The sequence below is a fragment of the Ruegeria sp. HKCCD7181 genome, from assembly GCF_057221055.1.
In genome coordinates this window covers 208,657-235,501 of sequence record NZ_JBWVBC010000005.1, presented here as the reverse complement: position 1 = coordinate 235,501, position 26,845 = coordinate 208,657, and the positions used below count along the sequence as shown (strand labels likewise).

Annotated in this window: 26 protein-coding genes; 16 read left to right on the top strand and 10 right to left on the bottom strand. The window is 57.0% G+C overall.

Annotated elements, in window-relative coordinates:
- Positions 1-34: 34 nt before the first annotated feature.
- The 3 genes from AC2TCY_RS12320 to AC2TCY_RS12310 all read left to right on the top strand — a co-directional run bounded on the left by AC2TCY_RS12320 (position 35) and on the right by AC2TCY_RS12310 (position 3,187).
- Positions 35-1,108, top strand: a complete 1,074-nt coding sequence (locus AC2TCY_RS12320; protein ID WP_480847749.1) for an amidohydrolase family protein — start codon at positions 35-37, stop codon at positions 1,106-1,108.
- A gap of 97 nt (positions 1,109-1,205) precedes the next feature.
- Entirely contained in the window at positions 1,206-2,564 is a 1,359-nt protein-coding gene (gene aroA, locus AC2TCY_RS12315) for a 3-phosphoshikimate 1-carboxyvinyltransferase (protein ID WP_480847748.1), read from the top strand.
- Positions 2,564-3,187, top strand: a complete 624-nt coding sequence (locus AC2TCY_RS12310) for a (d)CMP kinase (RefSeq protein ID WP_480847747.1) — start codon at positions 2,564-2,566, stop codon at positions 3,185-3,187. The genes aroA and AC2TCY_RS12310 overlap by 1 nt, the downstream gene beginning before the upstream one ends.
- A 30-nt stretch (positions 3,188-3,217) precedes the next feature.
- Here AC2TCY_RS12310 and AC2TCY_RS12305 read toward each other — a convergent pair whose 3' ends face one another.
- Complete coding sequence (locus AC2TCY_RS12305; protein ID WP_480847746.1) at positions 3,218-3,694, bottom strand: YHS domain-containing (seleno)protein; 477 nt, start codon at positions 3,692-3,694, stop codon at positions 3,218-3,220.
- Between the two features lie 217 nt (positions 3,695-3,911).
- Between AC2TCY_RS12305 and AC2TCY_RS12300 the strand changes: the two genes are divergently transcribed.
- From AC2TCY_RS12300 to trpB, 7 genes are all read left to right on the top strand, one after another.
- Complete coding sequence (locus AC2TCY_RS12300; RefSeq protein ID WP_480847745.1) at positions 3,912-4,448, top strand: hypothetical protein; 537 nt, start codon at positions 3,912-3,914, stop codon at positions 4,446-4,448.
- 238 nt (positions 4,449-4,686) lie between these two features.
- A complete protein-coding gene (gene rpsA, locus AC2TCY_RS12295; protein ID WP_480847744.1) occupies positions 4,687-6,363 on the top strand; it encodes a 30S ribosomal protein S1 in 1,677 nt (558 codons plus the stop codon).
- 270 nt (positions 6,364-6,633) lie between these two features.
- Positions 6,634-6,918 carry an integration host factor subunit beta gene (ihfB, locus tag AC2TCY_RS12290; protein ID WP_480847743.1) on the top strand — a complete coding sequence of 95 codons (285 nt, stop codon included), beginning with the start codon at positions 6,634-6,636 and terminating at the stop codon, positions 6,916-6,918.
- A 7-nt stretch (positions 6,919-6,925) separates the two neighbouring features.
- The gene (locus AC2TCY_RS12285) at positions 6,926-7,276 is read left to right on the top strand and encodes a lipopolysaccharide assembly protein LapA domain-containing protein (RefSeq protein WP_480847742.1); all 351 of its coding nucleotides are present in this window, start codon (positions 6,926-6,928) and stop codon (positions 7,274-7,276) included.
- Positions 7,277-7,285: 9 nt separating this feature from the next.
- Positions 7,286-7,930, top strand: a complete 645-nt coding sequence (locus tag AC2TCY_RS12280; RefSeq protein ID WP_480847741.1) for a phosphoribosylanthranilate isomerase — start codon at positions 7,286-7,288, stop codon at positions 7,928-7,930.
- 47 nt (positions 7,931-7,977) lie between these two features.
- Complete coding sequence (locus AC2TCY_RS12275) at positions 7,978-8,313, top strand: hypothetical protein (protein WP_480847740.1); 336 nt, start codon at positions 7,978-7,980, stop codon at positions 8,311-8,313.
- Positions 8,314-8,380: 67 nt separating this feature from the next.
- A complete protein-coding gene (gene trpB / locus AC2TCY_RS12270) occupies positions 8,381-9,628 on the top strand; it encodes a tryptophan synthase subunit beta (RefSeq protein ID WP_480847739.1) in 1,248 nt (415 codons plus the stop codon).
- Positions 9,629-9,935: 307 nt separating this feature from the next.
- On the opposite strand, the gene AC2TCY_RS12265 is transcribed toward trpB, so the two are convergent.
- The 8 genes from AC2TCY_RS12265 to AC2TCY_RS12230 form a co-directional block, all read right to left on the bottom strand.
- A complete protein-coding gene (locus tag AC2TCY_RS12265; RefSeq protein ID WP_480847738.1) occupies positions 9,936-10,316 on the bottom strand; it encodes a DUF2237 family protein in 381 nt (126 codons plus the stop codon).
- Positions 10,317-10,325: 9 nt separating this feature from the next.
- The gene (locus tag AC2TCY_RS12260; protein WP_480847737.1) at positions 10,326-11,489 is read right to left on the bottom strand and encodes a serine hydrolase domain-containing protein; all 1,164 of its coding nucleotides are present in this window, start codon (positions 11,487-11,489) and stop codon (positions 10,326-10,328) included.
- Between the two features lie 82 nt (positions 11,490-11,571).
- The gene (gene pth, locus AC2TCY_RS12255; RefSeq protein WP_480847736.1) at positions 11,572-12,255 is read right to left on the bottom strand and encodes an aminoacyl-tRNA hydrolase; all 684 of its coding nucleotides are present in this window, start codon (positions 12,253-12,255) and stop codon (positions 11,572-11,574) included.
- A 99-nt stretch (positions 12,256-12,354) separates the two neighbouring features.
- Positions 12,355-14,274, bottom strand: coding sequence for a DUF3604 domain-containing protein (locus AC2TCY_RS12250; protein WP_480847735.1), 1,920 nt, complete (start codon positions 14,272-14,274; stop codon positions 12,355-12,357).
- A 159-nt stretch (positions 14,275-14,433) separates the two neighbouring features.
- A complete protein-coding gene (locus tag AC2TCY_RS12245; protein ID WP_480847734.1) occupies positions 14,434-15,090 on the bottom strand; it encodes a 50S ribosomal protein L25/general stress protein Ctc in 657 nt (218 codons plus the stop codon).
- A 121-nt stretch (positions 15,091-15,211) separates the two neighbouring features.
- The gene (locus tag AC2TCY_RS12240) at positions 15,212-16,378 is read right to left on the bottom strand and encodes an alpha-hydroxy acid oxidase (RefSeq protein WP_480847733.1); all 1,167 of its coding nucleotides are present in this window, start codon (positions 16,376-16,378) and stop codon (positions 15,212-15,214) included.
- 161 nt (positions 16,379-16,539) lie between these two features.
- Entirely contained in the window at positions 16,540-17,331 is a 792-nt protein-coding gene (gene trpA, locus AC2TCY_RS12235) for a tryptophan synthase subunit alpha (protein WP_480847732.1), read from the bottom strand.
- 79 nt (positions 17,332-17,410) lie between these two features.
- Positions 17,411-17,896, bottom strand: a complete 486-nt coding sequence (locus AC2TCY_RS12230; RefSeq protein WP_480847731.1) for an acyloxyacyl hydrolase — start codon at positions 17,894-17,896, stop codon at positions 17,411-17,413.
- 195 nt (positions 17,897-18,091) lie between these two features.
- Here AC2TCY_RS12230 and ychF point away from each other — a divergent pair, with 195 nt between their 5' ends.
- On the top strand, positions 18,092-19,189 hold the full coding sequence (gene ychF / locus AC2TCY_RS12225) for a redox-regulated ATPase YchF (RefSeq protein ID WP_480847730.1): 1,098 nt from the start codon (positions 18,092-18,094) through the stop codon (positions 19,187-19,189).
- Between the two features lie 54 nt (positions 19,190-19,243).
- On the opposite strand, the gene AC2TCY_RS12220 is transcribed toward ychF, so the two are convergent.
- On the bottom strand, positions 19,244-19,675 hold the full coding sequence (locus tag AC2TCY_RS12220) for an ester cyclase (RefSeq protein WP_480847729.1): 432 nt from the start codon (positions 19,673-19,675) through the stop codon (positions 19,244-19,246).
- A 243-nt stretch (positions 19,676-19,918) separates the two neighbouring features.
- On the opposite strand from AC2TCY_RS12220, the gene AC2TCY_RS12215 reads away from it, so the two are divergent.
- From AC2TCY_RS12215 to AC2TCY_RS12195, 5 genes are all read left to right on the top strand, one after another.
- Positions 19,919-20,800 (top strand): LysR family transcriptional regulator, encoded by an 882-nt coding sequence (locus tag AC2TCY_RS12215; RefSeq protein ID WP_480847728.1) that lies wholly within the window; start codon positions 19,919-19,921, stop codon positions 20,798-20,800.
- Positions 20,801-20,885: 85 nt separating this feature from the next.
- Entirely contained in the window at positions 20,886-22,589 is a 1,704-nt protein-coding gene (locus AC2TCY_RS12210) for an NAD(P)H-dependent oxidoreductase subunit E (protein WP_480847727.1), read from the top strand.
- Between the two features lie 13 nt (positions 22,590-22,602).
- Positions 22,603-25,386, top strand: a complete 2,784-nt coding sequence (gene fdhF, locus AC2TCY_RS12205; protein WP_480847726.1) for a formate dehydrogenase subunit alpha — start codon at positions 22,603-22,605, stop codon at positions 25,384-25,386.
- A 116-nt stretch (positions 25,387-25,502) separates the two neighbouring features.
- Positions 25,503-26,318: a cyclase family protein gene (locus AC2TCY_RS12200; protein ID WP_480847725.1), complete on the top strand. Its 816-nt coding sequence runs from the start codon at positions 25,503-25,505 to the stop codon at positions 26,316-26,318.
- Positions 26,302-26,823 carry a thioesterase family protein gene (locus AC2TCY_RS12195; protein ID WP_480847724.1) on the top strand — a complete coding sequence of 174 codons (522 nt, stop codon included), beginning with the start codon at positions 26,302-26,304 and terminating at the stop codon, positions 26,821-26,823. The genes AC2TCY_RS12200 and AC2TCY_RS12195 overlap by 17 nt, the downstream gene beginning before the upstream one ends.
- The last annotated feature ends 22 nt before the right edge of the window (positions 26,824-26,845 follow it).

The window sequence follows — 26,845 nt, the reverse complement described above, 5'->3', positions numbered from 1 at the left end:
CGCTTTGTTAGTACAAGTATTTTCAGGATCTCACATGTCCGAAATTCAGATCACAAATTGCCACACCCATTTGTTCCACGCGCGCCATGTTCCCGAGGACTATCCTTATCCGGCGCTGAAACCATTCAAGAAAATGCCTTGGCTACTGAAAGCGTTGGCATTTGGCACGCGCCTGATCGGGCAGCATCCCGTCGCGGAGAAACTGGACCGGCTGTACCGTTTTCAACAGGAGACCGCTGAAGACAATCAGCGGGAAATCCTCGAAAATATGAGGCGGCACTACCCGGGCAATACTCGTTTTGTCGTGCTGCCGATGGAGTTATCGGCGTTTGGATTTGGTGCTCCGTCAGTGCCGCTGCGCGCGCAACATGACGAGTTGGCGAAGCTCGCCGGAGATTCAGAGATTGGCAGGTCCGTTATCCCATTTGCAACGATTGACCCTCGGGCGGATCCCGAGGCGAAAGAGCTATGGCGGGCAATTGATGGCCTTAAGTTTCGTGGACTTAAGCTTTACCCGCGACTGGGTTTTGCCCCGGATGATCCTGTACTGATGCAACATGTGTATCCTCGCTTGGCCGAAAAGAATTTGCCTGTGATGTCCCATTGTTCGCGGGGTGGCGTTCAAGGGAGATACCTGTCGGATTACTGGGCGGATCGATACACAGAGCCCGACGCCTTTATCCCTGTCATGCGTGCACATCCCACGCTTCGGATTTGTCTCGCGCATTTCGGAGGGCAACGCGACTGGGAGGCTTATGCCAACCCGGACCGGCAGAACCCTCTGGACGATGCATTCAACCGAAACTGGCAGGTGGCGATCCGGCGTATTATCGGCAGTGGAGATTACCCAGGGCTGTGGACCGACATCTCTTACACCCTGTTCCAGTTCGAGGATTACGCCCCGTTTCTGAGAATTTTCCTGACCGGTGACGACGAAGAAAGCGCGCGACTGAGGTCTCGGGTTCTGTTTGGGTCGGATTACTATATGACCCGACAGGAAAAGCTGTCGGAAAAAGCTGTGTGCATTCGACTTCGAAACGCGCTGGGCGAAGAAGTGTTCCGGCAGATCGCCGAAGAGAACCCGGCCAAATGGCTGGGAGAGACCTAACAGACTGCTTCGCGCCCATAGACCGCATCATTGTCGCTGGACCAAGTGGTCCCAATTCGCTAATCGGCCTGGGACTGATAGCGCAAAAGGAGCCCCCATGTCCGGACACGGCACGCCCATCCCGATGACCTCGCATCCCTGCGGCCCGCTGAACGGTACGGCTGAGGTGCCCGGCGACAAGTCGATCTCGCACCGTTCACTGATCCTGGGCGCGCTGACCGTGGGCGAAACCAGTATTTCCGGCCTGCTTGAGGGCGAGGACGTTCTGGACACAGCCAAGGCGATGCGCGCCTTTGGGGCCGAGGTCACGGATCACGGCAACGGCGATTGGACAGTGCATGGTGTCGGCGTCGGTGGGATCGCCGAGCCGGATCAGGTGATAGACTGCGGCAACTCGGGTACCGGCGTGCGGTTGATCATGGGGGCGATGGCGACCTCTCCGATCACGGCGACCTTCACCGGTGATGCGAGCCTGAGCAAACGCCCCATGGCGCGGGTCACCGATCCGCTGGCCCTTTTTGGAACGCAATCCATCGGACGCTCGGGAGGGCGCTTGCCGATGACCATAGTAGGTGCCGCTAACCCGGTTCCGGTGCGCTACGAAGTACCGGTACCCTCGGCGCAAGTGAAATCAGCCGTGCTGCTGGCCGGACTGAACGCTCCAGGCAAAACCGTGGTGATCGAGAAAGAGGCCACACGCGATCACACTGAACGGATGCTGGCCGGGTTTGGAGCAGACATCACGGTCGAGGACACCGATGAAGGGCGTGTGATCACGCTGACCGGTCGACCCGAGTTTAAGCCGCAAGTGATTGCGGTGCCACGCGACCCGTCGAGCGCAGCGTTTCCGGTCTGCGCGGCGCTGATCACACCGGGATCGGATGTGTTGGTGCCAGGTATCGGGCTAAACCCAACGCGAGCGGGCCTGTTTACAACGCTGCGCGAAATGGGGGCAGACCTGACCTATGAAAACGAACGCGAAGAGGGAGGCGAACCCGTCGCTGACCTGCGCGCACGATATTCGCCGAACATGAAAGGGATCACCGTGCCGTCGGAACGTGCGGCTTCGATGATCGACGAATACCCCGTCCTGTCAGCGGTGGCGGCAAATGCAATCGGGACAACCATGATGGGCGGCGTCAAAGAACTGCGCGTTAAGGAAAGCGACCGGATCGATGCCATGGCCCGCGGCCTGCGCAGCAATGGCGTGACGGTAAACGAGGGTGAAGAATGGTGGTCGGTCGAGGGGCTAGGCATCGGCAATGTCCCGGGTGGCGGAATCTGCGAGAGCTTTCTGGATCACCGCATTGCAATGTCTTTCATGATCTTGGGTATGGGCGCAAAGAATGCTGTGACCGTGGATGACGCAGGACCTATTGCGACATCCTTCCCGATTTTCGAGCCATTGATGGAGCGGTTGGGGGCTAAGTTGGCTCGCAAGAACCGGCAGATCTAATGGAAGCCCGCAGTTTCACGGTTGCCATTGATGGGCCTGCTGCGGCAGGCAAGGGGACGATTTCCAAGGCGGTCGCCGGGAAATTCGGTTTTGCACATCTCGATACCGGTCTGCTGTATCGCGCGGTTGGACGGCGAATGCTGGGCGGTCTGGATGCTGTGGCGGCGGCACAGGCCCTTACGGCAGAAGAACTGGAGCAGGGTGACCTCCGCACGGCTGAGATAGCGCAAGCGGCATCTAAAGTCGCAGTCATTCCCAAGGTGCGTGCCGCGCTGGTTGATTTCCAAAGGGCCTTTGCTCGGCGTTCCGGTGGAGCGGTTCTGGACGGTCGCGACATCGGAACTGTGATTTGCCCGCAGGCGGATGTGAAGTTGTTCGTCACAGCCAGCGCCGAAGTTCGGGCGGAACGGCGTTTTTTGGAGCTCAGCGCCAAGGGCTCGGACCTTTCCCGGGAACAGGTTCTCGCCGATGTGTGCGAGCGCGATATACGTGATGCAGAACGCAGCACGGCGCCAATGAAGCCTGCCGAAGATGCGGTTGTTCTGGACACGTCTGACCTGAGTATTGAAGAGGCATTGGCGCAGGCTATTGCTGTGATCTCTCAAAAAATGTCTGCGGCGTAGGGCCGCCGCAGACTTTCAATGCCGGTAAAATTACAGCTCGCCAACCGCGATGCTTTTGATATTGGCCCACTGATCGTCGGCGGTTTTGGCTGTTCCGGTCACATCTTCCAGAAAGCTGGCGCGGGTCGCCGCATTCAGGAACAGATACAGCTTTCCATCAGCGACCAGATACTGATCCGGGTCACCATCGAACTTCTTGCCGACGGACACACCGAAGGAGCAGAACCCGCCATGCTGAGGCAGATACGCTGACGGGTTGGTCTCGAACGTCTCGAGGTTTTCGGCGCTGGTGAAGTAGTAGGATGCGCCGTCATAGGTAGCCGAATGGTTGGCAAACCCTTCGACCGGGTTACCGCTGGTGACCAGAGCAACCAGATCCACACCGTGCACCGCCAGCGGGGCGCCGGCGGCGGAGATGCCTTTGGATACGTTAATCTCGTCGACTGCAAAGGCCGGAGCGGTCAGAGCCAGAGTTGCCGCAAGGGCGGTGAAAACAAGGGACTTCATAGTGTTTTTCCTTCCTAGTTTGGAAACGGGCCGACATGGTGTCAACCGATGTGACAAAGCTAGACAGAGTTTCCCGGACGTTTAATCGCAGTTAGGTCAGCAAACATTGCAGATAGTTCGAAAGTACGTACCTTTGATCCAATGTGTTCACACAGCTTTGTTTAGTCAGCCCAGACGCGCAGCCCTATGGTGAAAGAGTGTTTGCAGGAGTGACCTCATGATCCGACTAGCCATTTTTCTGATTTTCACGGCGGGGAGTTTGGCCGCTCAGGGAAATCAGCCTCAGGCGCATGACAATGAACCGCCAATGACCTATGAGCGTTTGGGCAAGATTGTTTTCGCGCTGGACCCCGAGGCGCAGCCGCGCGGACCAGGGTTTCAACTGACGGTCTCGGATGTTCCGGTTCTGGTGATCACAGACACGAATGCTGACCGGATGCGTGCCATGGTTCCAATCCGCAGTGCATCCGAGCTGTCTCAGGACGATTTGAAGAGAATGATGCAAGCCAATTTCGACACTGCATTAGACGCCAGATATGCAATAGCCAATGGAACGCTTTGGGCAGCTTTTATCCATCCGCTCTCACCACTGGAAAAGGACCAGCTGATCTCTGGGCTTGCTCAGACCGTGAACATCGCCAAGACCTACGGGACGCTGTATTCTGGCGGTGCGGCCCAATTCGGTGGTGGGGACAGCAACGATCTGCAGCGCAAATTGATTGAAGAGCTTTTAAAAAAGGGCGAAGAGATCTGAGTTCGGCAGAATTCTGCAGCGCGGGTTTTCGCCTTGGACTTGCAGCGTCATGCCTAAGCCGCTATAGAGCGCCCGTCGACAAGGCGATTTGAGCCATAAAACAATGAGACGAGCAGGGTCGGAACCAACCGGCCCTCTTTGTTTTGTGCACTAAGTCAGATCGTCTGACCAATCCATTAAGACCGGCGGAGACAACCGCTCGGCCAGTAAAAACGTATGTAAAGGAAAACACTGCCAGATGGCTGATACAACCATGGAGGAATTCGAAGCCCTCCTGAACGAAAGCTTCGAAATGGACACGCCCGAAGAGGGTTCTGTTGTCAAAGGCAAGGTTCTCGCGATCGAAGCGGGCCAGGCCATCATCGACGTTGGCTACAAAATGGAAGGCCGCGTTGATCTGAAAGAATTCGCAAATCCCGGCGAAGCCCCTGAAATCGCTGTTGGTGACGAGGTAGAAGTCTACCTGCGCGCTGCAGAAAACGCCCGTGGCGAAGCCGTCATCTCGCGCGAGATGGCCCGCCGTGAAGAGGCATGGGATCGTCTGGAAAAAGCATATGCCGACGACCAGCGCGTCGAAGGTGCAATCTTTGGTCGCGTCAAAGGTGGCTTCACCGTCGATCTTGGTGGCGCAGTTGCATTCCTGCCCGGTTCGCAGGTTGACGTGCGCCCCGTGCGCGACGCTGGCCCGCTGATGGGTCTGAAGCAGCCGTTCCAGATTCTGAAAATGGACCGCCGCCGTGGCAACATCGTTGTTTCGCGTCGCGCCATCCTGGAAGAATCACGTGCCGAACAGCGTGCCGAAGTCATCGGCAACCTGTCCGAAGGTCAAACCGTCGAGGGTGTCGTCAAGAACATCACCGAATACGGTGCATTTGTTGACTTGGGCGGCGTTGACGGCCTGCTGCACGTCACCGACATGGCTTGGCGTCGTGTGAACCACCCGTCCGAGATCCTGACGATCGGCGAAACCATCAAGGTTCAGGTCATCAAGATCAACAAAGAGACCCACCGCATCAGCCTGGGCATGAAGCAGCTGCAGGACGATCCGTGGGATCTGGTTGCTGCCAAGTACCCGCTGGGCTCGGTCCATCAGGGTCGCGTCACCAACATCACCGACTACGGCGCATTCGTCGAGCTGGAAGCCGGTGTCGAAGGTCTGGTGCACGTATCCGAGATGTCCTGGACCAAGAAAAACGTCCACCCCGGCAAGATCGTTTCGACCAGCCAGGAAGTCGACGTCATGGTTTTGGAAATCGACGGCGCCAAGCGCCGCGTGTCGCTGGGCCTGAAACAGACTCAGCGCAACCCGTGGGAAGTGTTTGCAGAAACACACCCCGAGGGCACCGAGGTCGAAGGCGAAGTCAAGAACATCACCGAATTCGGTCTGTTCATTGGCCTCGAAGGCGACATCGACGGCATGGTTCACCTGTCCGACCTGTCCTGGGACGAGCGTGGCGAGGATGCCATCCAGAACTACCACAAGAACGACGTGGTACAGGCTGTCGTCTCGGAAGTGGATGTCGAGAAAGAGCGTATCTCGCTGTCGATCAAAGCCCTGGGCGGTGACAAGTTCGCCGAAGCCGTGGGCGGCGTGAAGCGTGGCTCGGTCATCACCGTTGGAGTCACTGCAATCGAGGATGGCGGCATCGAGGTGGAATACGAAGGCATGAAGTCCTTCATCCGCCGCTCTGACCTGTCGCGTGACCGTGCCGAACAGCGCCCCGAGCGTTTCTCGGTCGGTGACAAGGTCGACGTGCGCGTCACCAACGTCGACAGTAAAACCCGCCGTTTGGGTCTGTCGATCAAAGCCCGCGAGATCGCCGAAGAGAAAGAGGCCGTGGAACAGTACGGTTCTTCCGACTCGGGCGCATCGTTGGGCGATATCCTGGGTGCAGCGCTGAAGTCCGGCGACTGATCCCAGGGGTATCCCGAACATGATTTGCGGCCTCGCGCGAAAGCGCGGGGCCGTTTTTGTTGCGAATCAATGTGTTCTAATTTCCTGGGTTAATTTTGCTATTGCTCGCGCAATAGGTGTGAATTTCCGCCCGACAAGCGAAAAATCGCGTGAGTTTCCTGCAAAATGAAGCCTTTGCACGCAGAGTATACGTTCCCCCGTTCCGGGTTTTTTCCTATACTGTCCAGAACAATAGGCTTGGTTAACCGGTCACCTGGGAGGGTAACACGCATGATCCGTTCAGAATTGATTCAGAAAATCGCCGACGAAAATCCACATCTATACCAGCGAGATGTCGAACGGATCGTGAATACCGTATTCGAGGAAGTGACCGATGCCATGTCGCGCGGTGACCGTGTCGAGCTGCGCGGGTTCGGGGCGTTTTCCGTCAAAAAGCGCGATGCGCGCGTTGGTCGCAACCCTCGTACAGGAGAGACTGTACAGGTCGATGAAAAATGTGTGCCGTTCTTCAAAACTGGCAAGTTGCTAAGGGACCGTTTGAACGGTAAAGCCTGACCCCATGATGCGTTATCTTCGATATGGTTTTCTGGCGATTCTTGGGATCATTCTGGTGTCGATCTCGCTGGCCAACCGACAGATGGTTGAGCTGAGGCTGATGCCGGATGCTCTGTCCGAATTGCTGAGCTTCAACTTGTCTACCACTTTGCCTTTGTTTGTTGTGGTTCTGGGTGGCGTTGTGGCTGGTCTGGTGATTGGTTTCTTGTGGGAATGGCTGCGTGAGCACAAGCATCGCAGGGACGCCACCGTCAAGAAAAGCGAAGTGCGCAAGCTTGAGCGTGAGGTCAAAAAGCTCAAGCGAAAGCAGAACGAAGGTCAGGACGACGTTCTGGCGCTGTTGGATGAGGCCAGCTGAGGTCATCCGATGTCTACCGATGTAAATGTCAAAATTTGCGGTCTGACCGCACCAGAAGATGTGCGCGCGGCCGTTGACGCTGGCGCGCGCTATATTGGGTTCAACTTTTTTCCCAAGTCACCGCGCTACGCGTCGATTGCGCAAGCGGCAGCTCTGGCCGGTGAGGTGCCCGCTGGTGTGGCCAAAGTGGCGCTGGCCGTGAATTTTTCGGACGCGCAATTTGATGAAATTGTTGCTGGTGTCCCCTTGGACATGCTGCAACTTCACGGAGCGGAAAGCCCCGAACGGGTTGCCGAGTTGAAGCAGCGCTATGGGCTGCCAGTCATCAAGGCGATCGGGGTGGCCGAAGCCCAGGATTTAGCCGCGATCGACGTATATTCCGAGACCGCTGATCTGCTGCTGATCGATGCCAAGCCCCCGAAAAACTCGGAATTGCCGGGTGGAAACGGGTTGCCTTTCGACTGGCGATTGCTGGCGGGCCGTAAGTACTGGCGCACGCCGTGGATGCTGTCGGGCGGGCTAAATCCGGGCAACGTGGCCGAGGCCATTCGGATGACCGGCGCAAACCAAATCGATGTCGCATCCGGGGTCGAAAGTGCGCCGGGCGTCAAGGACCCGAGCCTAATCAAAGCATTTATCGACGCTGCCCGGTGATCTGATCGGGCACTAACCGCGTATCTCTCTTTGTGGAGGGCGCGAATATGCTGGCTGCGATTGGTGGAATTACCCTAAAACGCTGGTATCACGCGCCGGAGTTTTTCTGGCGTGCGGGGCAGGCATTGCGTCAGGCTCAGGGCGATCCGTTGTGTTTTCACACTGAAGTTTTCCCGCATCAGGGACTCTATTTCTCGCTCACCGTATGGCACGATGTCGAGGCGATGTTGACCTTTGCCCAATCCGGCCCCCATCGCCGCGTGATGCAAGTGGCGTCCCGGTTGGCAGAAACAAATCATTTCTGCCAATTCACCTGCATCGCCGTTCCGACCCGTGCTCAGGCACTGGACGTTTGGAAGCAGCAATCCCAGGCGGCGGAATAGTACGTTTTGCGATGGCAAATCCCGTCATCACCTCCTATGAACAACGGGTACGACGAGGGAGACATCCATGGCCAACGATCTTTTCAATTCCTTCATGTCCGGCCCCGATGAACAGGGCCGCTTTGGCATTTTTGGCGGGCGATTTGTCAGCGAAACGCTGATGCCGCTGATCCTGTCGTTGGAAGAGGAATATGACAGGGCCAAGGACGACCCAACCTTTTGGGCCGAAATGGATGATCTGTGGACAAACTATGTGGGCCGGCCCTCGCCGCTGTATTATGCGGAACGCCTGACCGAGCATTTGGGCGGTGCAAAAATCTATCTAAAGCGCGATGAACTGAACCACACGGGCGCGCACAAAATTAACAACGTGCTGGGTCAGATCATTCTGGCGCGGCGCATGGGTAAAACCCGGATCATCGCGGAAACCGGGGCAGGGCAGCATGGCGTGGCCACGGCCACTGTCTGCGCCAAGTTTGGCCTAAAATGTATCGTCTATATGGGTGCGCATGATGTTCAGCGTCAGGCACCGAACGTGTTTCGTATGCGCCTGCTAGGGGCAGAAGTGATTCCGGTGACCTCGGGCCGCGGCACGCTGAAGGATGCGATGAACGATGCTCTGCGCGATTGGGTGACCAATGTGCGCGACACGTTTTACTGCATCGGCACTGTGGCAGGCCCGCACCCATATCCGGCGATGGTTCGCGACTTCCAGTCGATCATCGGTAAGGAAGCCAAAGAGCAGATGCAAAAGGCAGAAGGCCGCCTGCCGGATACGATTATTGCCGCCATCGGCGGTGGATCGAACGCTATGGGCCTGTTCTATCCGTTCCTTGACGATAAATCCGTCAACATCATCGGTGTCGAGGCCGGGGGCAAAGGCGTAAATGAAAAGATGGAGCATTGCGCTTCGCTGACTGGTGGGCGCCCGGGTGTGCTGCATGGCAACCGGACGTATTTGTTGCAGGACGACGATGGCCAGATCCTGGAAGGATATTCCATATCGGCGGGCCTGGATTATCCCGGAATCGGGCCTGAGCATTCCTGGTTGAATGATGTTGGCCGCGCCCAATACGTCTCGATCACCGACAAAGAGGCACTGGAGGCGTTCCAGCTGTGTTGTGCGACCGAAGGCATCATTCCCGCGTTGGAACCCTGCCACGCACTGGCCCATGTCATGAAAATTGCCCCGGACCTGCCCAAAGATCACCTGATCTGCATGAACATGTGTGGACGCGGCGATAAGGATGTTCAGACCGTCGCAAAGTACCTGAATTTTGACATGTCAGACACCGAAGGCCGCTCAGCCGACTGATCCCTTCGTCTGGCGGGGTTAAGAACCTTGTGTCAGGTTGCCGGGTTTGCGCAACCTGGCCAATTCAGATGACGCCGGACGATTTGGTCGGAAAAACGATGCTGTCGCGCCTAAATGGGCGGACAAGATGTGATTGCCCAGGTATTTTGGCGCCTATCCGGATTTCCTGGCGGCAACCCAAATGGGCCGTTGGGCGTGACTGCGTTGGATACCCGCTGCGGTGCTGGCCCATTTTCCGAGGCCTGATCTGTGGTTCAATCTGCGGATCACCGTTGCACACGGCGCGCGGGTACTGGGTTCCGGCAATCTATGCTTGGTGCCTTGATCGGTGAATGTTCAGAATTTCTAGCGGCACAATGTCCAGAGCCCGCTGATGTGTCGCCTCCAGATTAACCTTGGGTGCACAACCTTCGTCATGAGCCTGTAGAAATCGTGCTGCACACAGGCACCAGCTGTCCCCGGCACTGAGGCCGGGAAAATTGAACTCGGGGTGGGGTGTGCTCAGGTCATTACCAACGTATTTGGAAAACGCGAGAAACTCGGCGGTCATGATTGCACAGACCGTATGGCTGCCTTGGTCTTCTGCGCAGGTGTTGCAGGCCCCGTCGCGAAAGAACCCCGTTAGCGGCTTGCGCGAGCATGGGGCCAAAACACCGCCTAGCACATTGATGCTATCTTGTTTCTGCATAAGGGCATCTTACAGGTTTTGTGCGATCTTGCGGAACATTTCGACATTCTGGTCGCTGACTCCAGGTTCGCGGAATTTTCGGTCGGCCCCGGTGGTGACGATCAGCACGCCGCGTGGCTGGTCAAAATAGATGTATTGGCCATAAATTCCACGCGCGAAGAATTCGCCTTCATGTGCGCCGCTAGGAATCCACCATTGGTAGCCATACCCGGTTTCGCCGGGTGCGGTAGGGGCGCTGGGCCATGTGGCTTCCGCGATCCAATCTGCCGGGACTATCTGGTTACCGTCTCGTACTCCATTTTGCAGGATCATCTGCCCGAAACGGGCGAAATCGCGGGCGGTAAAGTTCAGGCCCGCCAAAACAAAAGCGACGCCAGCCCCATCGGTGATGTAATATCCGTCGCGTTCCAACCCCAGCGGTTGCACGATCTTTTCAGTCATCAGATCGGCCACGTTCCGCCCGGTTGCGCCTCGGATCACCATTCCGATCACATGCGTGTCGATTGACACGTATTGCCAGACATCTCCCGGAGCGGTGAAACTGTCATGCAGCGAGGCCGCGAAATCGTCCAGCTCCCCGCCCAGTGCAATTGCGCGGCCCATCCGGTTGATGTCCGAGTCGTAGTCCAGATAGTCTTCGTCAAACGTGACACCACTGGCCATGTTCAAAACATTACGGATCGTTGCGGCTTCGTAAGCGCTGCCCGCGAGCTTCGGCGCGTAGTTTATCACCGGATCGTCCAGTGACTCGATCGCGCCCTCGTCCATGAGAATGCCGAACAGGGCGGACAAGTAGCTTTTGGCAACCGACCATGAAATCCGCCGGTCGTCCGGGCCGGTGCCCAGGTAGTATTCTTCGAACCGAATCTGCCCGTCTTGCAACACCAGCAAAGAGGTCACGGCACGTTCGTCAATCCATGCGTCCGTACCCTCTGGCAGGTCAAATCCGGGGCCATAAGGAAGCTCCCAAGTTGGGCCATTGCCACGAGGCAAGTCGACAGTCAGGAACGCGTCATTCATATGCGAAAAGTTGTGAACTATCTTTTCTGCGGTGAACAAAGAGTTCACGGCCATCAAACGGGTAATCTCTTCGCGCTTCCAGACTCCGACGACCACAGCGGCCAGAGCCAAAGCCAGCACGATGCGCAATAGCCATTTGAACACGATTTTCATCCGTCGCCTCCCTTTAGCCTGCTTCATTGGAGCGCGGCGCGATCTGGTTCGCAATCAAAACGTTACGGCATCCGACTGAGAACTACCTGAATTTGTCCAGCAACTTTTGCATCGCCGAACGTTCGTCGGTTGCGAGTTCCGGTGTCTCTGCGGGTTTGGGTTTCGCGTCGGAGGGCAAAGGAGTCTTCGAAGACCGGGCCGGTGCCGTGCGCAGTGCGACGGCGTTCATGAACTTGCCACTTTCATCTTCAGCCAGATATTTGGCGCCATCCGAGACACCGCGCAGGACGTCCTCCAACCAATCAGCGTCGGCTTTGGCAAAATCGCTCAGCACGTAGGGAGAGACCATCTCTTTGCGGCCCGGATGCCCGATCCCCAAACGCACCCGGTCATAGGCGGCACCGATATGATCGTGGATCGAACGCAAACCGTTATGGCCCGCATGTCCGCCGCCAGCCTTAGCACGCACTTTTCCGGGAGCGAGATCCAATTCGTCGTGGAACACCGTCACGTCCGTTGAATCCAGCTTGTAGAACCGCATAGCTTCGCCGACGGACTGGCCCGAGCGGTTCATGAAGGTCTGGGGTTTCATCAGAAGGATCTTCTGTGAACCCAGGCGGCCTTCGGTAATCTCGGCCTGAAACTTGGATCGCCAAGGGCCAAAGTCATGATCTTCGGCAATCCTATCTACAGCCATGAAGCCAATGTTATGTCGGTTCCGGGCGTATTTCTGCCCCGGATTACCCAATCCGACAAAAAGTTTCATAGCAGCGCTCCGCGTGTCTTTATTCGCCTCGCCCTGTCATGCCCGGAAATGGATGGGAAATCCAGTCGAGCCCTACAACAATTGGTCCGCCGAAAGAAGTCAGTTCTCCGGCGTGTACCAGATAGGTGAGGTGTAGGCCCGCTCGGTCGTCGTCATTGGCACCTCTGCGTCCATTTGAACACCGAATCTCCTGGCCTCATATGCGGTCCAGCGAGGTGTCGGGATTTCGATCACCCGGACATAATAGAATGCCTTTAGCGACGGATCGAAATCAGGATCCTGCCAATAGGTGATCAATTCCGGTGCGCCGATCGTGTTCGTCCAGGTCGCATTCTCAACATCCACTGTGTTGCCGACAGGCGGTACCTTGCCATCCGACCCGGGTGTTCGGTCGCCGCCCCATGCAACGTCGTAAACTTTTTCACCTCGCGTGCCGTCTGCATTCAGCCAACCTTTGATGACCTGCACTCGGTCTAGGTTTCCGCTATATGGATCTTTCAATGCGGCAATCAGGAAGTTTGGGGCGCCGTCACCGGTTCGGGCGGGCAGGTCTGCTCCCATCGGGACGCCTTTGGCATAGCCGATATCGGCTGGCAGTCGTGAAAGAGCATCCTCTTCCGCGAAATCCCACCCTCCGAAAAATCGCACCATCATGCGAGAACCAGTCGTGCCGTAGACCTCACGCCGTTCCAGCGCGTCGAAGATCGCCTGGCGTGTGTTTTCGATCGCCCAAGCAGCGGCATACCCGCCAGAGGCCTGTTTCCAGCCGTAGATGGAAAACTCCGGCTCAGGAGCTTCGATCACTATGTGTTCCCAACGGTGCGGTTCGGGTTCAACACCAGAATGTTTGCCAAAAAAGTTATCCTCTTCCACTGCTGTCATGCCGGTGTGGCCATCGGTTGAACCGATTTGGCCGAACTTGTATGGGTTGATACCCAGTTGCTCTTCAAGCATCAGACCGGTTTTGTAGGCCTCGCGGGAATACTCGTATTGCAGCATGTCTTCAGTCTTGGCTTCGGTCCCATTCAGGTTCGACGCATCCCACGTATCGAAATCGGCAAACTCGTCATCCGGGCTTAGAAACGGGTGCGCTTCGCTGTCGCCTTTGATCTGCGTCGTCTCAATGACTGGCTCGAACCGGGCGCGTAGTCGCGCGTTTTCTTCGGTCAGAGGGGTGCCATCGAAATTTGAGATCGAAAAAAGACGTCCGTTGGAAAGGTTCCCATTATGCGGAATCGCCAATACGTCGCCACCAGTCCGGTCTTCGTATTCGGCCAGATGTGCCCAAAGGTCTTCGGGATTTTTGCTGTCGAATTGAGAAAACGGCAGCACTTGATTGGCCGTATCCGAACCGTCACGAAAGATGACATTGCGATGGATATTGTCGCCGCCTTCGGACGTCCACTCGTATCCGATTAGAGCAGTAAAGACCCCCGGCTCGTTGTATCTATCTGCAAGAGCAGTGTATTCTTGCCAAGCGTCCTTAATGGCCTTGGGGTTATCAATTGGGGGTTCGTCGTCAGACAGCGATGCGACGATTTCCATCGCCGTCGCAAAGACCAGATCGTTGTCGTTACTGGTCAGTGCATCGTACCAAGCCTTACCCTGCGGTGAGGACAGAACGTTCTGATCGCCGCCGAGAAGTTGAGGCATCAACCCGTACATTTCGGCATGGTCTGAGATGACCAGCCAATCCAATGGTCGGGACAGTTTCGCCTGCAGTCCATGGGTCGTTGTGACCTCATGGCCGCGTGCGAACAAGTAAGCGTCTTCCTGGCTCAAACGTGTCATCGTACCAGCATCGACTGAGACTTCGGTATGCAGGTGCGTGTCGCCCCAAAGCGGCTGAGTTGGAAAGTTGCGCCCCGCATAGGGCGAAAAATGATCAGAAGTAAACCGATCGGCCACATCGTCTTTGCTGGGCAGCGTGTCCTGTACCTGCGCGAACGCGGCGCATCCGCAAACAACTCCGCCGATCGTTGAAAACAAAGTTGCTGTGAACTTGAATCGATTTGTCATGATCGCAGGCTCCAAAGAAATGATTGGTGGAAAAGTGGCTAAAAAACAGGGCCACTGCCGGCGAGCCTAACACAGTATGGGATCAAATTCCAAAATTCGAAAATGAAAACGGGGCTCCAATGGAACCCCGTTTCTAAATCCGGATGAATTGAACCGGTTTTATTCTTCTTCTTCCTTGCCGACGACTTCAACCTCGTCAGCGGCCACTTCGGCCTCGTCGCCTTCGTCTTCGTCATCCGTTGCCAATCCGGTCGGAGCCGAGATGTTCGCAATAACGAAATCACGATCGATAGTCGGCTTGGTGCCGGCCGGCAGATCAACAGACGAAATCGTCGCAACGTCGTTGATGTTCATGCCGGTCAGATCAACGGTGATCTTCTCAGGAATGTCACCCGCGGTGCAGACCAGTTCAACTTCCGGACGGACAACGGTCAGAACGCCACCCTTCTTGATGCCGGGTGCTTCTTCCTCGTTGACAAACTCAACCGGGATGAACAGCGCGATCTTGGTGGTCCGGCGCAGGCGCATCAGGTCCAGGTGGGTCGGCAGGTCTTTGACCACATCACGCTGAACGTCGCGGCAGATGACGCGAACGTCTTCCTGGCCTTCAACCTTCAGGTTCCACAGGGTCGACTTGAACCGGCCAGCTTTCAGGCGCTTGAACAGTTCGTTGAACGGGATCTGGATTGCCAGCGGGTCTTTGTCGCCGCCAAATACAACGCCCGGAACCATGCCTTCGCGGCGTGCTTTACGAGCGGCGCCCTTGCCTGTCCCCGTCCGTTCCAGAGCTACGAGATCAGGAATCTCACCAGCCATGATATATCTCCAATGTTAGGGCGGGCATCCTCCAAGGCTGTATACCCGCGTGAAGCCGCGTCCTTAGCTTGTTTCAGCGCAATTGGAAAGGGGTTTTTATACCCTTGAAATGGAACGCGTATCAATCCTGCCAGCGGCCGCCAAAATCCTCGGGCACAAGCAGATTATGCCGCCCCAAGGCGGCAACATTCTTTTCGCCGCACAGCGCCATAGTTGTGTCGAGTTCCTTCTGAATGACCTCAAGTGCAGATGTTACGCCTTTCTGCCCCATAGCACCCAGACCATAGATGTAGGCGCGACCGATAAAGGTGCCCTTGGCGCCCAGAGCCAGGGCCTTGAGAACGTCTTGTCCGGACCGGATACCGCTGTCCAGATGCACTTCGACGTCACTTCCGACAGCGTCCATAATTTCCGGCAACACGCGGATAGAACTGAGCGCGCCATCCAGCTGTCGCCCCCCGTGGTTTGAGACGACGATGGCATCGGCCCCCAGTTTTGCAGCCATTTTGGCGTCGTCGGCATCCAGAATGCCCTTGAGGATCACTTTGCCGCCCCATTGCTCCATCAGTTTTTCGACCTTCTTCCAGTCCAGGCTGGGGTCGAACTGTTCCGCGGTCCAGGTGCCCAGTGAAGAAGTGTCTGTAATGGTATCAACATGGCCAACGATATTGCCGAACTCGCGTCGTTTTGCCCCCAGCATTTCTATGCCCCAGGACCATTTTGTCATCAGGTTTGCAATTGTCTTGGCAGTCAGTTTTGGCGGCGCCGACAAGCCGTTCTTGAGGTCCTTGTGCCGTTGACCCAATATTTGCAGATCCAACGTGATCACCAGCGCGGAACACTTCGCGTCTTTGGCGCGTTGGATCAGACGGCTAACGTAGTCCTCATCCTTCATGGTATACAGCTGGAACCAAAAAGGCTTGGTCGTGGCTTCTGCGACATCCTCGATGGAGTTGATGGACATAGTCGACAGTGTGAACGGCACACCGAATTCTTCGGCCGCTTTGGCGGCTTTGATCTCGCCGTCAGCATGCTGCATCCCGGTCAATCCAACCGGTGCAAGTGCCACTGGCATAGCGACATCCTGTCCGATCATCTGTGACGCAGTTGTACGCCCTGACATATCCACCGCAACCCGCTGGCGCAGGCGGATATCCTCGAAATCGGAGGTGTTTTCCCGGAACGTCTGCTCGGTCCAGCTGCCACTTTCGGCATAGTCGAAGAACATCCGGGGCACTCGGCGTTCGTAAATCCGTTTGAGGTCTTGAATATTGGTGATGACGGGCATGAGTCGCGGCCTTCTCAGGATTGGTTAAGTTTCTTTACCAATTTTTTCGACCAACCGCAACTTAGCGCAGATGCGGTCGGTTGCCGCGTTAATGTGAACACAAAAAAGCGGCTGACCAAGGCCAGCCGCGATGATCCAGTTCCCCCGGACTTCAGCGATGATCAGGCTGCGTGGGCCCCGTCCGCCAGTGTTTTGACAAAATCGAGAACCTCACTCACAGGTTTGCCGGCGCCGATCTGACTAACGATGGCCGAGCCTACCACGGCACCATCCGCGACACTGGCGATGGTCCGGGACTTTTCGGGCGTGTTTATGCCAAATCCGACAATTACGGGTAAATCGGTGGCGGCCTTGATCCGCGAAACTTCGGGGCCGACATCCGTCGCCTGAGCCTCGGCAGCGCCGGTGATACCGGTGATCGAGACATAGTAGACAAAGCCTGATGTGTTCTGCAGCACGCGGGGCAGGCGGTTATCGTCCGTAGTGGGCGTGGCCAGCCGAATGAAGTTCAATCCAGCGGCCTGTGCTGGCAAGCACAGTTCGTCATCTTCTTCGGGGGGAAGGTCAACCACGATCAAACCATCGATCCCGGCCTCCTTGGCATCGACAAGGAATTTATCGACGCCCCGGCTATAAATGGGATTGTAATACCCCATCAGAACAATTGGCGTTGTGTTGTCTGTTTCGCGGAACGCGCGCGCCAGGTCCAGAGTGCGTTGCAGTGTCATGCCCGAGTCCAGTGCCCGTTGTCCCGCGGCCTGAATGGTCGGTCCATCGGCCATGGGATCGGTAAACGGCAAACCCAGCTCGATCACGTCGACACCGGCCTCTGGCAGGCCCTTTACGACTTCAAGCGAAGTTTCGAAATCGGGATCTCCGGCCATGATATAGGCGACAAAGGCCTTTTTGCCCTCATTCTTAAGGGCGGCGAACTTGGCGTCGATACGGGTCATCAGATGTCCTTGCACTCGGGTTTGGACCTGATGTGCAGAAACTTTGCGTGAAAATCAATCCCACAGCATCGGCAAAGGTTTAGAATGCGAAGTGATATCTCAAGAGCAATGAGTTCACGCCCGGATTTTCTTCCTGCGTGCTGGCATTGGATTTATGAGTGACGGCCATGGAGATTTTGTTGCCGTTGTTTAGTGTATAACCTAGGCCTAAAAGGCTGCGGATCTGAAAGCTGCCGCCCAGATCGTTCAGTTCGTCGGCCTCGCTGAAATATCCGGGCATGACGCTGCCCTCGATAAACCAGCGGTTGGAAAACGCGTAGATCCCGATCAGGCCGGCTCCGATGTGGGTGTCGCCTTCCGTGTCCACGGACAGGGCAGCCCCCCATGTTGCGCTGAATCTGGTGGCCTCATGAAACGGCTTATGCTGGTATTCCAGTGAAAAGATCGCCTGATCGTCGGATTGGCTGTCAGAAAAGTCGGCGTAACCCGCACCAAAAACCAGAGATTGAGCATGCGCGGATGTGGAGGCCGCCACAAGTGCAGCCGTAACGATGAGAGATTTCATTTTCTTCACTACTTAATTGCTCTTAACCTTTACGTGGGAAGCTTAGGGTGCAGTTTACAATCCGCGCAAGTTCACGAGATTCCAACATTTTTGTGATGTTGCAAAAATGGACATCCCCGATGTTCCTTCTGTCTTGCTTGCGTATCAACGCGGACCTGCATAGAAGCAGCGCTCGAATGGTATCAGGAGGCCGTCATGGGCTTTAAAATGGGAATCGTGGGTTTGCCGAATGTGGGCAAATCGACCCTCTTCAATGCGCTGACCAAAACCGCGGCTGCGCAGGCGGCGAATTTTCCGTTCTGCACGATCGAACCCAATGTGGGTGATGTCGCGGTTCCTGATGACCGGCTAGACAAACTGGCGGCGATTGCCAGCTCGAAACAGATCATCCCGACACGCATGACCTTTGTAGATATCGCTGGTCTGGTGAAGGGTGCATCCAAGGGTGAAGGGCTGGGCAACCAGTTTCTGGCCAATATCCGTGAGACCGATGCCATCGCCCATGTGCTGCGTTGCTTTGAAGACGGTGATGTGACCCATGTGGACGGTCGCGTCGATCCCGTCGCCGACGCCGATACCATCGAGACCGAGCTGATGCTGGCCGATTTGGAAAGCATCGAAAAGCGCCGTGCCAATCTGGTGCGCAAGCTTAAGGGCAATGATAAAGAGGCGCAGCAGCAGGAACGCCTTTTGGCAACTGCACAAGCTATGCTGGAAAATGGCAAGCCCGCACGTCTGGTTGAGGTGTCGGACGAAGACGCCAAGGCATGGAAGATGTTGCAACTGCTGACCACAAAGCCGGTTCTCTACGTCTGCAACGTGTCCGAGGAAGAAGCCGCCGAAGGCAACGAATATTCCGCCCGCGTGGCCGAAATGGCCGCGGCTCAGGGTAATGCTCATGTGATCATCAGCGCTAAGATCGAAGAAGAGATTAGCCTGCTGGAAGATGACGAGGCGCAGATGTTCCTCGAAGAGATGGGGCTGGAAGAGCCCGGCCTCGACCGTCTGATCCGCGCTGGATACGACCTGCTCAAGCTGGAAACCTACTTCACCGTCGGCCCGAAAGAGGCCCGTGCGTGGACCATTCGCACCGGCACCGCCGCGCCACAGGCCGCAGGTGTGATTCATGGCGATTTCGAAAAGGGATTCATCCGGGCCGAAACCATCGCCTATGCCGATTTCATCGCCGCTAATGGTGAACAGGGGGCGAAAGAGGCAGGCAAGATGCGGGCTGAGGGCAAGGGGTACATCGTCAAGGATGGCGATGTGCTGCACTTTCTGTTCAATACCTGAGAAATGTGGGAGTGCCCGGTTTATTCGGGATCGGGCACAACAAACCCGGTGGCTCTAGTTGCCGATCCCAAGCTGCTGTCGCAGTGTGAAGAAATCCCAGACGACCCAGCTTTCCGCTATCTTACCATTGGCGATCCGGTCAATCTGAACCCCGGTCCAATCAACCGAACGGCCAGAAGCGGGCAGTCCAAGATAAGAACCGTTTTGGGTCCCGAAAAAACGCCAGTGGGTGGACACGCGGTCGCCTTCGGCGGTCTGCCCAAAAATCTCGACCTTCAGGTCGGAAAAAGCCCTATGATTGTCCTCAACGATGCCGACCCAAGTGGTCAGGTTGATGCTCCCTGTGCCGCCGTTCGCCAAAGGTGCTTGATGGTTCTGATAGCCATCGGCGAAAATTGACTCGTTAATGGCGGTACCCGCAGCCCACATTTCAACGGCCTGCCGGGAAAGGTTCTTAGCTACAGAAATTTCATTCTCTTGTGCCACGGCACCTCCTCCTGACGAAAAAGCAAACAACGCCAGCACGCTGATACGTACAACCAAGCCGAAACGTTCACTGACCGTTGACGTCGTCCGCCCATCATGTCGACTCCGGTTCACGATAGCGCGCTCTAAGTAAAAGAAGAAAGTGCAATTCAAGACTCAGCGCGATAACCGGGCCACAACTAGCCTTTCACCGCGACGCAAACGCGCTACTGTGCGTCGGGCCAGACTTTGGGACACCGCCGCATGATCGAAATCCGCGACCTGCAACTACTCAGCGCCTTGGCGCGGCATCGTCATTTTGCCAAGGCCGCCGAGGAATGCGGGATTTCTCAGCCCGCGTTCTCCATGCGCATTCGGAATCTTGAAGACAGGTTGGGGGTCTCCATCGTCCGTCGGGCCAACCGATTTCAGGGGTTGACTGAAGAAGGCGAGATGATGGTCCGCCGTGCCCGTCGTATCCTTGATGATGCCAAGGCGTTGGAGCAGCAGGTCCTCGCGGCGCGAGGCGAGATTACGGGAACATTGATTTTGGGTGTTATCCCAACCGCGATTGCCTTTACCGGGCGGCTGATCAAACACTTGCAGCAAGCCCATCCGCGTATTCTGACACGTATCGAAACGATGTCGGCATCGGCCATTCAGCACCGGCTGGATGAAGGCAGCTTGGATGCGGGTATTACCTACGGAGACAGCATCGGCACGGACTTGCGGCTGGTGCAGCCGCTATATGAAGAGGCATACGTGCTGCTCATCCCGTCTCATATGACAGACAAAACCGGATCGATACCCTGGGCTCGCGTAGCCGAGTATCCTCTCAGCTTGCTTGAGCCACAGATGCAGAACCGGCGCATCTTGGACAGGATATTCGCCGAACAGGGCCTGCACCCGCACGTCGTGGCCGAAACAAGCGGCTTTACCGCCTCGATGGTCATGGCGCGCGAGGGGTTGGCGGCCACAGTCGTTCCCCGCGTTCTGGTACGGGCGCTGGGTGACCTCAAGGGGACGAAGGTGTTGCCTCTGGTTGATCCCGTTGTCAGTAAGCCGATTTGTCTGGCGACTTTGTTGCGTGATCCGGAATTGCCCACTGTCGAAGCGTTGCGGGCTGTTGTGACGTCTTTGCGGTGATAAGTTGTCGTTATCGTGCGATTGGATTTGGCGATTTGACGATATGATACTCTGATGAGACACGGAGCCTCAATCGGAGGGCATCATGGCACCATTAGACACCAAGCCATCAGGCGCACCCAAGGGCGTCTGGAAGTCAGGTAAAGGCAAAGGGCGGCACACGCCCAAAGGCCGTCAGTTCACGGATGAGGCGCAGGCTGAGATTCACCGCCTGCTGGGCGATCGCCCGCGCCGCCGCGACCTGCTGATCGAATTCCTGCATTTGATTCAGGACGAACACGGCCATATCAGCGCCGACCACATCGCCGCGCTGGCGGTCGAGATGCGGATTGGACAGGCCGAGATTTATGAAACAGCGACCTTCTATGCTCATTTCGATGTGGTGAAAGAAGGCGAGACGCCTCCGCCCGCGCTGACCATCCGTGTCTGCGATTCTCTGTCCTGCGAGATGGCCGGTGCCCAGCAGTTGCAGAAAGCGCTAGAAGTTGGTTTGGACCCTGCCGAGGTTCGCGTTGTCCGCGCGCCCTGTATGGGCCGCTGTGACACCGCTCCGGTACTTGAGATTGGCCACAACCATATCGACCACGCGACCCCTGAAAAGGTGCAGGCCGCGATTGCTGCCGATGACACCCATGCACATCTGCCTGATTACGAAGCCTTCGCGGCCTATGAGGCAAACGGTGGCTACGCCAAGCTGAAAGAGCTGCGCGACGGTGGTGATTGGGAGAAGGTGCAAGAAGACGTCCTGTCCTCGGGCCTGCGTGGTCTGGGCGGCGCTGGTTTCCCGTCCGGCAAGAAATGGGGCTTTGTTCGGATGAACGAAGGTCCGCGCTACTTGGCCGTAAACGGGGATGAAGGCGAACCCGGCACGTTCAAGGACCGCTATTATCTGGAGCGCACGCCGCATGTCTTCCTCGAAGGTATGCTGATTGCCGCATGGGCGGTCGAGGCCGAGACCTGCTTCATCTACATGCGTGACGAATACCCGGCGGTTCTGGAAATCCTGGCGACAGAGATTGCTGCGCTGGAAGACGCCGGAATCGTCGAGAAAGGTTATATCGACCTGCGCAGGGGTGCCGGTGCTTACATCTGCGGTGAAGAATCCGCGATGATCGAGTCGATTGAGGGCAAGAAGGGCCTGCCGCGCCACCGTCCTCCGTTCGTGGCGCAGGTTGGGGTCTTTAACCGCCCGACTTTGGTGCACAATGTCGAGACGCTCTATTGGGTCACCAAAGTCTGCCGCGAGGGGCCCGAGTGCCTCAACAGCACCGAAAAGAACGGCCGTAAGGGTCTGCGCAGCTATTCGGTCTCGGGCCGTGTGGCGAAGCCGGGCGTCTATCTGCTGCCCGCTGGCTCGACCATTCTAGACGTGATCGAAGCGGCTGGTGGCATGGCCGAAGGCCAGATCTTCAAGGCCTATCAGCCGGGTGGCCCGTCCTCGGGTCTGCTGCCCGCGTCGATGGATGACATCCCGCTGGACTTCGATACGCTGCAACCGCATGGCACCTTCATCGGCTCTGCTGCTGTGGTGGTTCTGTCCGATCAGGACACAGCCCGCGATGCCGCGCTGAACATGCTCCGCTTCTTCGAAGACGAAAGCTGCGGCCAGTGCACGCCCTGCCGGGCGGGCTGCGAAAAGGCGGTGAAGCTGATGCAAGCCGACAAGTGGGATCAGGACCTGCTGGAAGATCTGTGTCAGGTCATGGGCGACGCGTCGATCTGCGGTCTGGGGCAGGCGGCCCCGAACCCGATCCGTTTGGTCATGAAACATTTCGCTGACGAAATCTGAGGGAGACAGAGCCATGCTTGATGCAAGCCCAACCAAGACCGTCACCTTCAACCTGAACGGCGATGACGTCACCGTGCCCGAAGGCACCACGATCTGGGACGCGGCCAATGGCCAGGGCCTGATCATCCCACACCTGTGCCACAAACCGGCGCCGGGTTACACACCGGACGGCAACTGCCGCGCCTGTATGGTCGAAGTGGAAGGCGAGCGCACATTGGTAGCCTCCTGCGTCCGTCCAGCGGCGGAAGGTATGGTGGTCAAGACCGACACCGACCGGGCCGAGAAATCCCGCGCCATGGTGATGGAGCTGCTGGTCGCGGACCAACCCGAAGTAGCGCACGACAAATCCAGCCACTTCTGGGACATGGCCAAGCTGAACGACGTCAGCGACAGCCGTTTCCCGGCGAAAGAGGCCGAGAAAATCCCGCTGCTGGATGACAGCCACGTTGCGATGCGCGTCAATCTGGACGCCTGCATCAATTGCAACCTCTGCGTCCGCGCCTGCCGTGAAGTGCAGGTGAACGATGTGATTGGCATGGCCGGCCGCGGGCATACTGCGCAAGTGGTGTTTGATCAGAACGATCCGATGGGCGATTCAACCTGTGTGGCCTGTGGTGAATGTGTTCAGGCGTGCCCAACGGGCGCGCTGATGCCTGCCACAGTGCTGGACGACAAGCAACAGGGCGACAGCAAGGACTACGATAGCGAAACCGAAAGCGTCTGCCCGTTCTGCGGTGTAGGCTGTAAAGTTTCGCTCAAGGTCAAGGACGGCAAGGTCAAGTATGTCGAGGGCATCAACGGCCCCGCCAATGAAGGCCGCCTGTGCGTCAAAGGCCGCTTTGGTTTCGACTACATCCACCACCCGCACCGCCTGACCAAGCCGCTGATCCGGCGCGAAGATGCACCTGCCAAGGGGCTGAACGTCGATCCCGGCAACATCAGCACCCATTTCCGCGAAGCGACCTGGGAAGAGGCGATGGATCTGGCCGCCACGAAACTGAAGGCGCTGCGCGAGGATGACCCACGCAATGTTGCAGGCTTTGGCTCGGCCAAATGCACCAACGAAGAAGCCTATCTGTTTCAGAAGTTCATCCGTCAGGGCTTCCGCCACAATAACGTCGATCACTGCACCCGTCTGTGTCACGCCTCGTCCGTTGCGGCGCTGATCGAGAACGTGGGCTCGGGCGCCGTGACCGCGACTTTCAACGAAATCGAAAATGCGGATGTGGCGATCATCATCGGCTCGAACCCGATCGAGAACCACCCCGTTGCAGCGACCTATTTCAAGCAGTTCACCAAGCGTGGTGGCAAACTGATCGTGATGGATCCGCGTGGCGTTGGCATGCGCAAGTTTGCCGATGAAATGCTGCAATTCCGTCCGGGTGCCGACGTTTCGATGCTCAACGCGATCATGAACGTGATCGTCGAGGAAGAGCTGTATGACAGCCAGTATATCCATCGGTGGACCGAGAACTGGGAAGCCGAGAAAGAGCACCTGCGCGCTTTCACACCCGAGAAGATGTCCGAGATTTGCGGCATTGAACCGGATCAGCTACGCCGCGTAGCCCGCACCTTTGCGCAAGCCAAGGCCGGTTTGATCTTCTGGGGCATGGGCGTGTCGCAGCACATCCACGGCACCGACAACTCGCGCTGCCTGATCTCGCTGGCTCTGATGACCGGTAATGTGGGCAAACCGGGCGCAGGTCTGCACCCGTTGCGGGGCCAGAACAACGTTCAGGGCGCGTCTGACGCGGGCCTCATCCCGATGTTCCTGCCGGATTATCAGTCGGTGACCGATGACGGCATCCGTGCGAAGTTCAACGACGTGTGGGATTCCGAGGACTTCTCGAACGAGAAGGGCCTGACGGTTACTGAAATCATTGATCAGGCCTACGCCGGCAATATCAAGGGCATGTACATCCAGGGTGAGAACCCGGCCATGTCTGACCCAGATGTAGGCCATGCGCGCGAAGCGCTGGCCAAGCTGGAACTGATGATCGTGCAGGACATCTTCCTGACCGAGACGGCGAACTATGCCGACATCATCCTGCCGGCCTCGGCGCTGTATGAAAAGAACGGTACGGTGTCGAACACCAACCGTCAGGTACAGCGCGTGCGACCTGCCGTGACCCCTCCGGGCGAGGCGCGTGAGGATTGGAAGATCACGGTCGAACTGGCGCAGCGGATCGGGCTGAACTGGGATTACACAGATGTGTCTCAGATCTTTAACGAAATGAAGCTGACGATGAACTCGCTCAACAACATCACGTGGGAGCGTCTGGAGACCGAGACAATCACCTACCCGTCGCTTAGCGAAACCGACCCCGGTCAGGCGATCGTGTTTGGCGATGGATTCCCGCGTGCTGATGGTAGGGCCAGGTTCACCCCAGCCAGTGTCATCCCGCCGGATGAAGCGCCGGATGACGAATACCCGATGATCGCTACAACGGGGCGTCAGCTGGAGCATTGGCATACCGGGTCAATGACTCGCCGGTCCAACGTTCTGGACGCGGTGGAACCCGAAGCCAACTGCTCGATGAACCCTCGTACGCTTAAGCTGATGGGTATCCAGCCGGGTGAGATGATACGTCTGACCACCCGCCGCGGGACCATCGAGATCATGGTACGGGCCGACCGGGCCATCGCCGAGGATATGGTGTTCATCCCATTTGCCTACGTCGAAGCGGCGGCGAATATCCTAACCAACTCGGCCATCGACCCCTACGGTAAAATCCCCGAGTTCAAATTCTCGGCGATCCGGGTCGAAAAAATCGAGGGCGCCGTCGCGGCGGAATAATTGTACTACCACTCACACAGCAGGATTAGGCGGCCCAGAGGGGTCGCCTTTTTCACTTCTTGACAGCGGGTTGCGTGCGGCCAACCCTAAGGCGGTTGCTAAGCCCGGAGGTGTTCATGGCGCGCCGTCTTGTCGATTTATCCGTTCCGTTGGAAACCGGCATCGTGTCGGATCCGCCGATCATGCTGCCCGAAATCGAATATCTGACCCACGATCAGACCGCCGAGCAGGTTATGGCCTTCTTTCCCGGTTTGAAGAAAGAAGACCTGCCCGGTGGCGAAGGCTGGGCTATCGAACGGCTGCAGATTGCAACGCATAACGGCACCCATCTAGATGCGCCATACCACCATCATTCCACAATGAACAAAGGCGAACGGGCGATTACAATCGACGAGGTACCTCTGGAATGGTGCATGAACCCCGGCGTTAAACTGGATTTCCGTCATTTCGAAGATGGGTATGTTGTCACCGCGGCGGATCTCGAGGCCGAACTCAAACGCATCGGTCATGAGTTGCGGCCGCTCGACATCGTCGTGGTCAATACCGCTGCTGGAACGCGTTACGGTGAGCCCGACTATTTGATGAAGGGATGCGGGATCGGGCGTGAGGCGACGCTGTATCTCACGGAACGCGGAATTCGCGTGACCGGTACGGACGCCTGGAGCTGGGATGCTCCGTTTCCCCTGACGGCACAGGAATACGCCGAGACGCGCGATCCGTCGATCATCTGGGAAGGGCACCGTGCCTCGATGGACATCGGCTACTGCCATATCGAGAAGCTGACAAATCTTGAAATCCTGCCACCCACCGGGTTCGAGATTTCCTGCTTCCCATTCAAGATCAAGGGTGCATCTGCTGGCTTCGTTCGGGCCGTTGCGATTTTCGATGATCAAAACGAACCAATAGGGACAAAGGATGCAGGACAATTCTAAGCCCATTGGAGGTCATGATGGCCCGTACGCCGCACCGGTTGAGGTCAGAGGTTTCACGGTGCAGCCAGAATGGATCGATTATAACGGCCACATGAATGTTGGATTTTATGGTGTCGTTTTCGATATGGCCTTCGAGAAGGTGTTGGCCGATCAACTGGGTCTGGGGGAAGCGCAGGTGCAGGCATTGGGGCAGGGGCCGTATGTCCTACAGTCGCATCTGCATTTTTTAAATGAGATCAGGGCTGACGGAGATTTTCATTTCCACTTCCGCATGTTGGACGCTGATCAAAAGCGCGGCCACTATTTCGCGCAGTTGCTTTCCTCCGCGAGTAATCAAGTATGCGCGACGCAGGAAGTAATCTTCATGAATGTCAGCCATGCCACCGGGCGTTCAACCGCTTATCCCGGATGGGCGGTCGAGCGTTTGGCGCAAATGGTCGAGGATCATAAATACCTGGAAGCTGCACCCCAGATCGGCCAAACAATCGGTATTCGACGAAAGTAAGAACCGTCGCGCTGTTCCGACG